We start from the raw sequence: 5925 nt of genomic DNA, 5'->3' as shown, positions 1-5925 counted from the left end.
GCGCTGAATCATGGAAGCCGGCGGAAAAAGCCGGTGAGAGAAAATGAAAAAAGTGCTTGACAGCGAGAACGAGATATGATATACTAAAGCTCCTGCCGCTGAGAGCGGCGTGCACCTTGTAAATTAAACAACGTGAAGAAAACACGAAGCACCAGAAAAGGACGAGAAGTCCTTTCTAAAACAAGCAATTGTTTGGGAAGGCTCTTGACAAATTTCTTTGAAGCTATGACAAATAGCTCGATGAGATGATTTAAACGGTTTCGGCCGTCTAGATACCATTTTATTGAGAGTTTGATCCTGGCTCAGGATGAACGCTGGCGGCGTGCTTAACACATGCAAGTCGAACGGGGTGCCTATGATAGAGGATTCGTCCAATTGATTAGGCTACCTAGTGGCGGACGGGTGAGTAACGCGTGAGTAACCTGCCTTGGAGTGGGGAATAACAGTCCGAAAGGACTGCTAATACCGCATGATGCAGCGAGGTCGCATGGCCTTGCTGCCAAAGATTTATCGCTCTGAGATGGACTCGCGTCTGATTAGCTGGTTGGCGGGGTAACGGCCCACCAAGGCGACGATCAGTAGCCGGACTGAGAGGTTGGCCGGCCACATTGGGACTGAGACACGGCCCAGACTCCTACGGGAGGCAGCAGTGGGGAATATTGGGCAATGGGCGCAAGCCTGACCCAGCAACGCCGCGTGAAGGAAGAAGGCTCTCGGGTTGTAAACTTCTTTTATCAGGGACGAAAGAAATGACGGTACCTGATGAATAAGCCACGGCTAACTACGTGCCAGCAGCCGCGGTAATACGTAGGTGGCAAGCGTTATCCGGATTTACTGGGTGTAAAGGGCGTGTAGGCGGGAAAGCAAGTCAGGCGTGAAAACTATGGGCTCAACCCATAGCCTGCGTTTGAAACTGTTTTTCTTGAGTGTCGGAGAGGCAATCGGAATTCCGTGTGTAGCGGTGAAATGCGTAGATATACGGAGGAACACCAGTGGCGAAGGCGGATTGCTGGACGATAACTGACGCTGAGGCGCGAAAGCGTGGGGAGCAAACAGGATTAGATACCCTGGTAGTCCACGCCGTAAACGATGGATACTAGGTGTGGGGGGTCTGACCCCCTCCGTGCCGCAGTTAACACAATAAGTATCCCACCTGGGGAGTACGATCGCAAGGTTGAAACTCAAAGGAATTGACGGGGGCCCGCACAAGCGGTGGAGTATGTGGTTTAATTCGAAGCAACGCGAAGAACCTTACCAGGGCTTGACATCGTACTAACGAAGCAGAGATGCATTAGGTGCCCTTCGGGGAAAGTATAGACAGGTGGTGCATGGTTGTCGTCAGCTCGTGTCGTGAGATGTTGGGTTAAGTCCCGCAACGAGCGCAACCCCTATTGTTAGTTGCTACGCAAGAGCACTCTAGCGAGACTGCCGTTGACAAAACGGAGGAAGGTGGGGACGACGTCAAATCATCATGCCCCTTATGTCCTGGGCCACACACGTACTACAATGGCGGTCAACAGAGGGAGGCAATACCGCGAGGTGGAGCAAATCCCTAAAAGCCGTCCCAGTTCGGATTGCAGGCTGAAACCCGCCTGCATGAAGTTGGAATCGCTAGTAATCGCGGATCAGCATGCCGCGGTGAATACGTTCCCGGGCCTTGTACACACCGCCCGTCACACCATGAGAGTCGGGAACACCCGAAGTCCGTAGCCTAACCGCAAGGGGGGCGCGGCCGAAGGTGGGTTCGATAATTGGGGTGAAGTCGTAACAAGGTAGCCGTATCGGAAGGTGCGGCTGGATCACCTCCTTTCTAAGGAGACTTCCAATAAGCGAGTTCTTATTGGTAACGTCCTAAGGTCAGGCTTTTTTGGAAGCGAATGAGTCTTCACGTTGTTTAATTTAGAGGGTACACGCCGAGGCGGTGTGGCGGCGGACTCGAAGAGTCGGGGGTATAGCTCAGCTGGGAGAGCACCTGCTTTGCAAGCAGGGGGTCATCGGTTCGAGCCCGATTATCTCCACCAAGATGGGCCCATAGCTCAGCTGGCTAGAGCGCGCGACTGATAATCGCGAGGTCGGTGGTTCGAGTCCACTTGGGCCCACCAGCTTCTTTCTTTCAAGGAAGAGGGAAGGCAAAGAAAGCTTTAATAGAGAGACTTCCTAAGATATATATTCGAGATTGGATTGAAGCATTCAAGGATGTTGAGTGTTTCAATCTGACCTTGAAAAGGGTTGGAAGGTCTGCACCTTGAAAACTGAACAATGTAGATTGAAAGTATGTAAGCAAGCAACAGAGGGCAATTAAGCAAAAATGTTGTGGAACTATGGGATGCGCAAGCATCTCTTCAATTAGAATGGCGAAAGTCGTTCTGGTTGATGGGTAACAATAACAATGAGCCAAAATTGACAAATCTCTGAGGCCTGCATAATTCATGATATTAATAGAATCAGGTAAGACTGATTCTACTAAGGTCAAGCTAATAAGAGCGCAAGGGGAATGCCTTGGCATCAGGAGCCGAAGAAGGACGTGGCAAGCTGCGATAAGCTTGGGGGAGGCGCAAACAGCCTTTGATCCCGAGATTTCCGAATGGGGAAACCCGGCAGAGCAATACTCTGTCAGCGTGCGTTGAATCAAATAGGCGTACGCGGGGAACCGCCTGAACTGAAACATCTAAGTAGGGCGAGGAAGAGAAATCAACAGAGATTCCGCTAGTAGTGGCGAGCGAACGCGGAAGAGGGCAAACCGGAGGATTTATTCTCCGGGGTTGTGGACTCACACAACGGCAGCATAGTTTAGCCGAATGGTATGGGAAGGCCAACCGTAGCGGGTGATAGTCCCGTAGGCGAAAGGCGATTGCTGTTAGTGAGTATCCAGAGTACCGCTGGACACGTGAAACCCGGTGGGAAACTGGGGGGACCACCCTCCAACCCTAAATACTACCTGATGACCGATAGAGGAGCAGTACCGTGAGGGAAAGGTGAAAAGGACCCCGGGAGGGGAGTGAAATAGAACCTGAAACCTTGTGCTTACAAGCACTCAAAGCCCGTTAAAGGGTGATGAGGTACCTTTTGTAGAATGGTCCGGCGAGTTATTGTAACAAGCAAGCTTAAGGTATTCAGTACCGGAGGCGCAGCGAGAGCGAGTCTTAATAGGGCGTATGAAGTTTGTTGCAATAGACCCGAAACCGGGTGACCTATCCATGAGCAGGTTGAAGGTGAGGTAAAACTCACTGGAGGACCGAACGCACGTTCGTTGCAATGACCGGCGATGACTTGTGGATAGCGGTGAAATTCCAATCGAACCCGGAGATAGCTGGTTCTCCCCGAAATAGCTTTAGGGCTAGCGTTATGTTAGATTACCGGAGGTAAAGCACTGAATGGGCTAGGGGCCGATAAGGTTACTGAACCCTATCAAACTCTGAATGCCGGATAATTGATGCATAGCAGTCAGACTACGTGAGATAAGTCTCGTGGTCAAAAGGGAAACAGCCCAGACCCACAGCTAAGGTCCCAAATACATGCTAAGTGGAAAACGATGTGGAGTTGCGAAAACAACCAGGATGTTGGCTTAGAAGCAGCCACTCATTAAAAGAGTGCGTAATAGCTCACTGGTCGAGTGACTCTGCGCGGAAAATACAACGGGGCTAAGCATGTAACCGAAGCTTGGGCTTGCCAGCAATGGCAGGGGTAGGGGAGCGTCGAATACGGGGTGAAGTCAGAGCGGAAGCACTGGTGGACTGTATTCGAGTGAGAATGCCGGAATGAGTAGCGAGAATTATGTGGGAATCATAATGGCCGAAAATCTAAGGTTTCTTGGGGAAGGTTCGTCCGCCCAAGGTAAGCCGGGAGCTAAGGCGAGGCCGCAAGGCGTAGTCGATGCACATACGGTTGAAATTCCGTAGCCGCCGAACTTTAAGCATGCTGACACATGGAGATAGCGGGACCCAGGCGTTGGTTGACCTGGGCGAAAGGGACCGAAATTAAAGTAGGGAAGTCCGCGATGCTCTGTGGCGAGAAAAGGCATGAGGAATACTAAGGCGCCCGTACCGCAAACCGACACAGGTAGATGAGGAGAGAATCCTAAGGCCAACGGGAGAAGGGTTGTTAAGGAACTCGGCAAAATCACCCCGTAACTTCGGGAGAAGGGGAGCCCCCTAAGGGGGGCCGCAGTGAATAGGCCCAAGCGACTGTTTACCAAAAACACAGGTCTATGCTAAATCGAAAGATGACGTATATGGGCTGACGCCTGCCCGGTGCTGGAAGGTTAAGAGGAGGGCTTAGGAGCAATCCGAAGGTCTGAATTGAAGCCCCAGTAAACGGCGGCCGTAACTATAACGGTCCTAAGGTAGCGAAATTCCTTGTCAGGTAAGTTCTGACCCGCACGAATGGCGTAACGACTTGGGCACTGTCTCAACAGCCCGCCCGGCGAAATTGTTGTACTGGTGAAGAAGCCAGTTACCCGCAACTAGACGGAAAGACCCCATGGAGCTTTACTGTAGCTTAATACTGGAAATCGGTAATTCATGTACAGGATAGGTGGGAGACTTGGAAGCAGAGGCGTCAGCTTTTGTGGAGTCACCCTTGGGATACCACCCTTGGATTGCTGGTTTTCTAACCTGCGGCCGTGAATCCGGTCGGGGGACACTGTTAGGTGGGCAGTTTGACTGGGGCGGTCGCCTCCAAAAAGGTAACGGAGGCGCTCAAAGGTTCGTTCAGCACGGACGGAAATCGTGCATTGAGTGTAAACGCATAAACGAGCCTAACTGCGAGACCGACGGGTCGAGCAGTAACGAAAGTTGGAGTTAGTGATCCGGCGGTATGCAAGTGGAAGTGCCGTCGCTCAACGGATAAAAGCTACCCTGGGGATAACAGGCTGATCTCCCCCAAGCGTCCACAGCGACGGGGAGGTTTGGCACCTCGATGTCGGCTCGTCGCATCCTGGGGCTGTATTCGGTCCCAAGGGTTTGGCTGTTCGCCAATTAAAGCGGCACGCGAGCTGGGTTCAGAACGTCGTGAGACAGTTCGGTCCCTATCTGTTGCGGGCGTAAGAGATTTGAAGGGAGCTGTCCTTAGTACGAGAGGACCGGGATGGACGTACCTCTGGTGCACCAGTTGTCCTGCCAAGGGCATAGCTGGGTAGCTATGTACGGACGAGATAAACGCTGAAGGCATCTAAGCGTGAAACTCCCCCTAAGATGAGATCTCTCACTCTTTATGAGGTAAGGCTCGATGTAGACTACATCGTTGATAGGCCAGAGGTGGAAGCGCAGTAATGTGTGTAGCTGACTGGTACTAATCAGCCGAGGGCTTGACCTTAACATGAAATGCAGGCTTTGCTTGTGAAGTATGGAAAATCTACATTGTTCGGTTTTGAGGGTGCAGGCATAGCACCTTTTTCCGAGTGGGAGAGGATGCGGGGGAGTCTTTATGGAAGCCTTCTCTGCCTACCTTCTTTCTCGAAAGAAAGTATGCGCCTTTAGCTCAGTTGGTAGAGCAACTGACTCTTAATCAGTGGGTCCCCGGTTCGAATCCGTGAAGGCGCACCATACGGCCCGTTGGTCAAGTGGTCAAGACGGCGGCCTCTCACGCCGCAAACGGGAGTTCGACTCTCCCACGGGTCACCACTTACTTTCTCTTGAAAGAGAAAGTAAGCAAAGAGAACTTTAATTAGTTCTTGACAACGTGAGAACAAGTGAATATAATGACTTATCGTGAGAAGAGCGGTAAGGAGAAGAAAGTTCCGGCGGAGGTTCCCCGGAGAACTCTATGGAAGTTTCTTTTGCTTACTTTTCTTTTCTGAGAAAAGTAAGTTGGTGTTGATTGCGGTGAGGGTCCACCCGTTCCCATCCCGAACACGGCAGTTAAGCTCACCTGCGCCGACAATACTTGGCTGGAGACGGCCTGGGAAGATAGGTAACGCCAACACAA

4 tRNA genes and 3 rRNA genes are annotated in these 5925 nt (G+C 51.6%); all 7 read left to right on the top strand.

Annotation, left to right across the window (positions count from 1 at the left end):
• The first annotated feature begins 279 nt into the window (after window positions 1–279).
• The 7 genes from H8S62_RS17660 to rrf all read left to right on the top strand — a co-directional run bounded on the left by H8S62_RS17660 (window position 280) and on the right by rrf (window position 5922).
• A 16S ribosomal RNA gene (locus tag H8S62_RS17660) occupies window positions 280–1810 on the top strand.
• A 135-nt stretch (window positions 1811–1945) separates the two neighbouring features.
• Window positions 1946–2021 (top strand) — tRNA-Ala (locus tag H8S62_RS17655).
• Window positions 2022–2025: 4 nt separating this feature from the next.
• Window positions 2026–2102: transfer RNA gene (locus H8S62_RS17650), tRNA-Ile, on the top strand.
• A gap of 365 nt (window positions 2103–2467) precedes the next feature.
• Window positions 2468–5313, top strand: a 23S ribosomal RNA gene (locus H8S62_RS17645).
• Between the two features lie 154 nt (window positions 5314–5467).
• Window positions 5468–5543: transfer RNA gene (locus tag H8S62_RS17640), tRNA-Lys, on the top strand.
• A gap of 3 nt (window positions 5544–5546) precedes the next feature.
• Window positions 5547–5621: transfer RNA gene (locus H8S62_RS17635), tRNA-Glu, on the top strand.
• 185 nt (window positions 5622–5806) lie between these two features.
• Window positions 5807–5922 (top strand): 5S ribosomal RNA (gene rrf / locus H8S62_RS17630).
• Together the 16S, 23S and 5S rRNA genes with 4 tRNA genes alongside form the textbook arrangement of a ribosomal RNA operon.
• Window positions 5923–5925: the final 3 nt, after the last annotated feature.

The organism is Lawsonibacter faecis, assembly GCF_014287675.1.
Classification (GTDB): Bacteria; Bacillota; Clostridia; order Oscillospirales; family Oscillospiraceae; genus Pseudoflavonifractor; species Pseudoflavonifractor faecis.
This window is presented reverse-complemented; position numbering and strand designations above follow the sequence as displayed.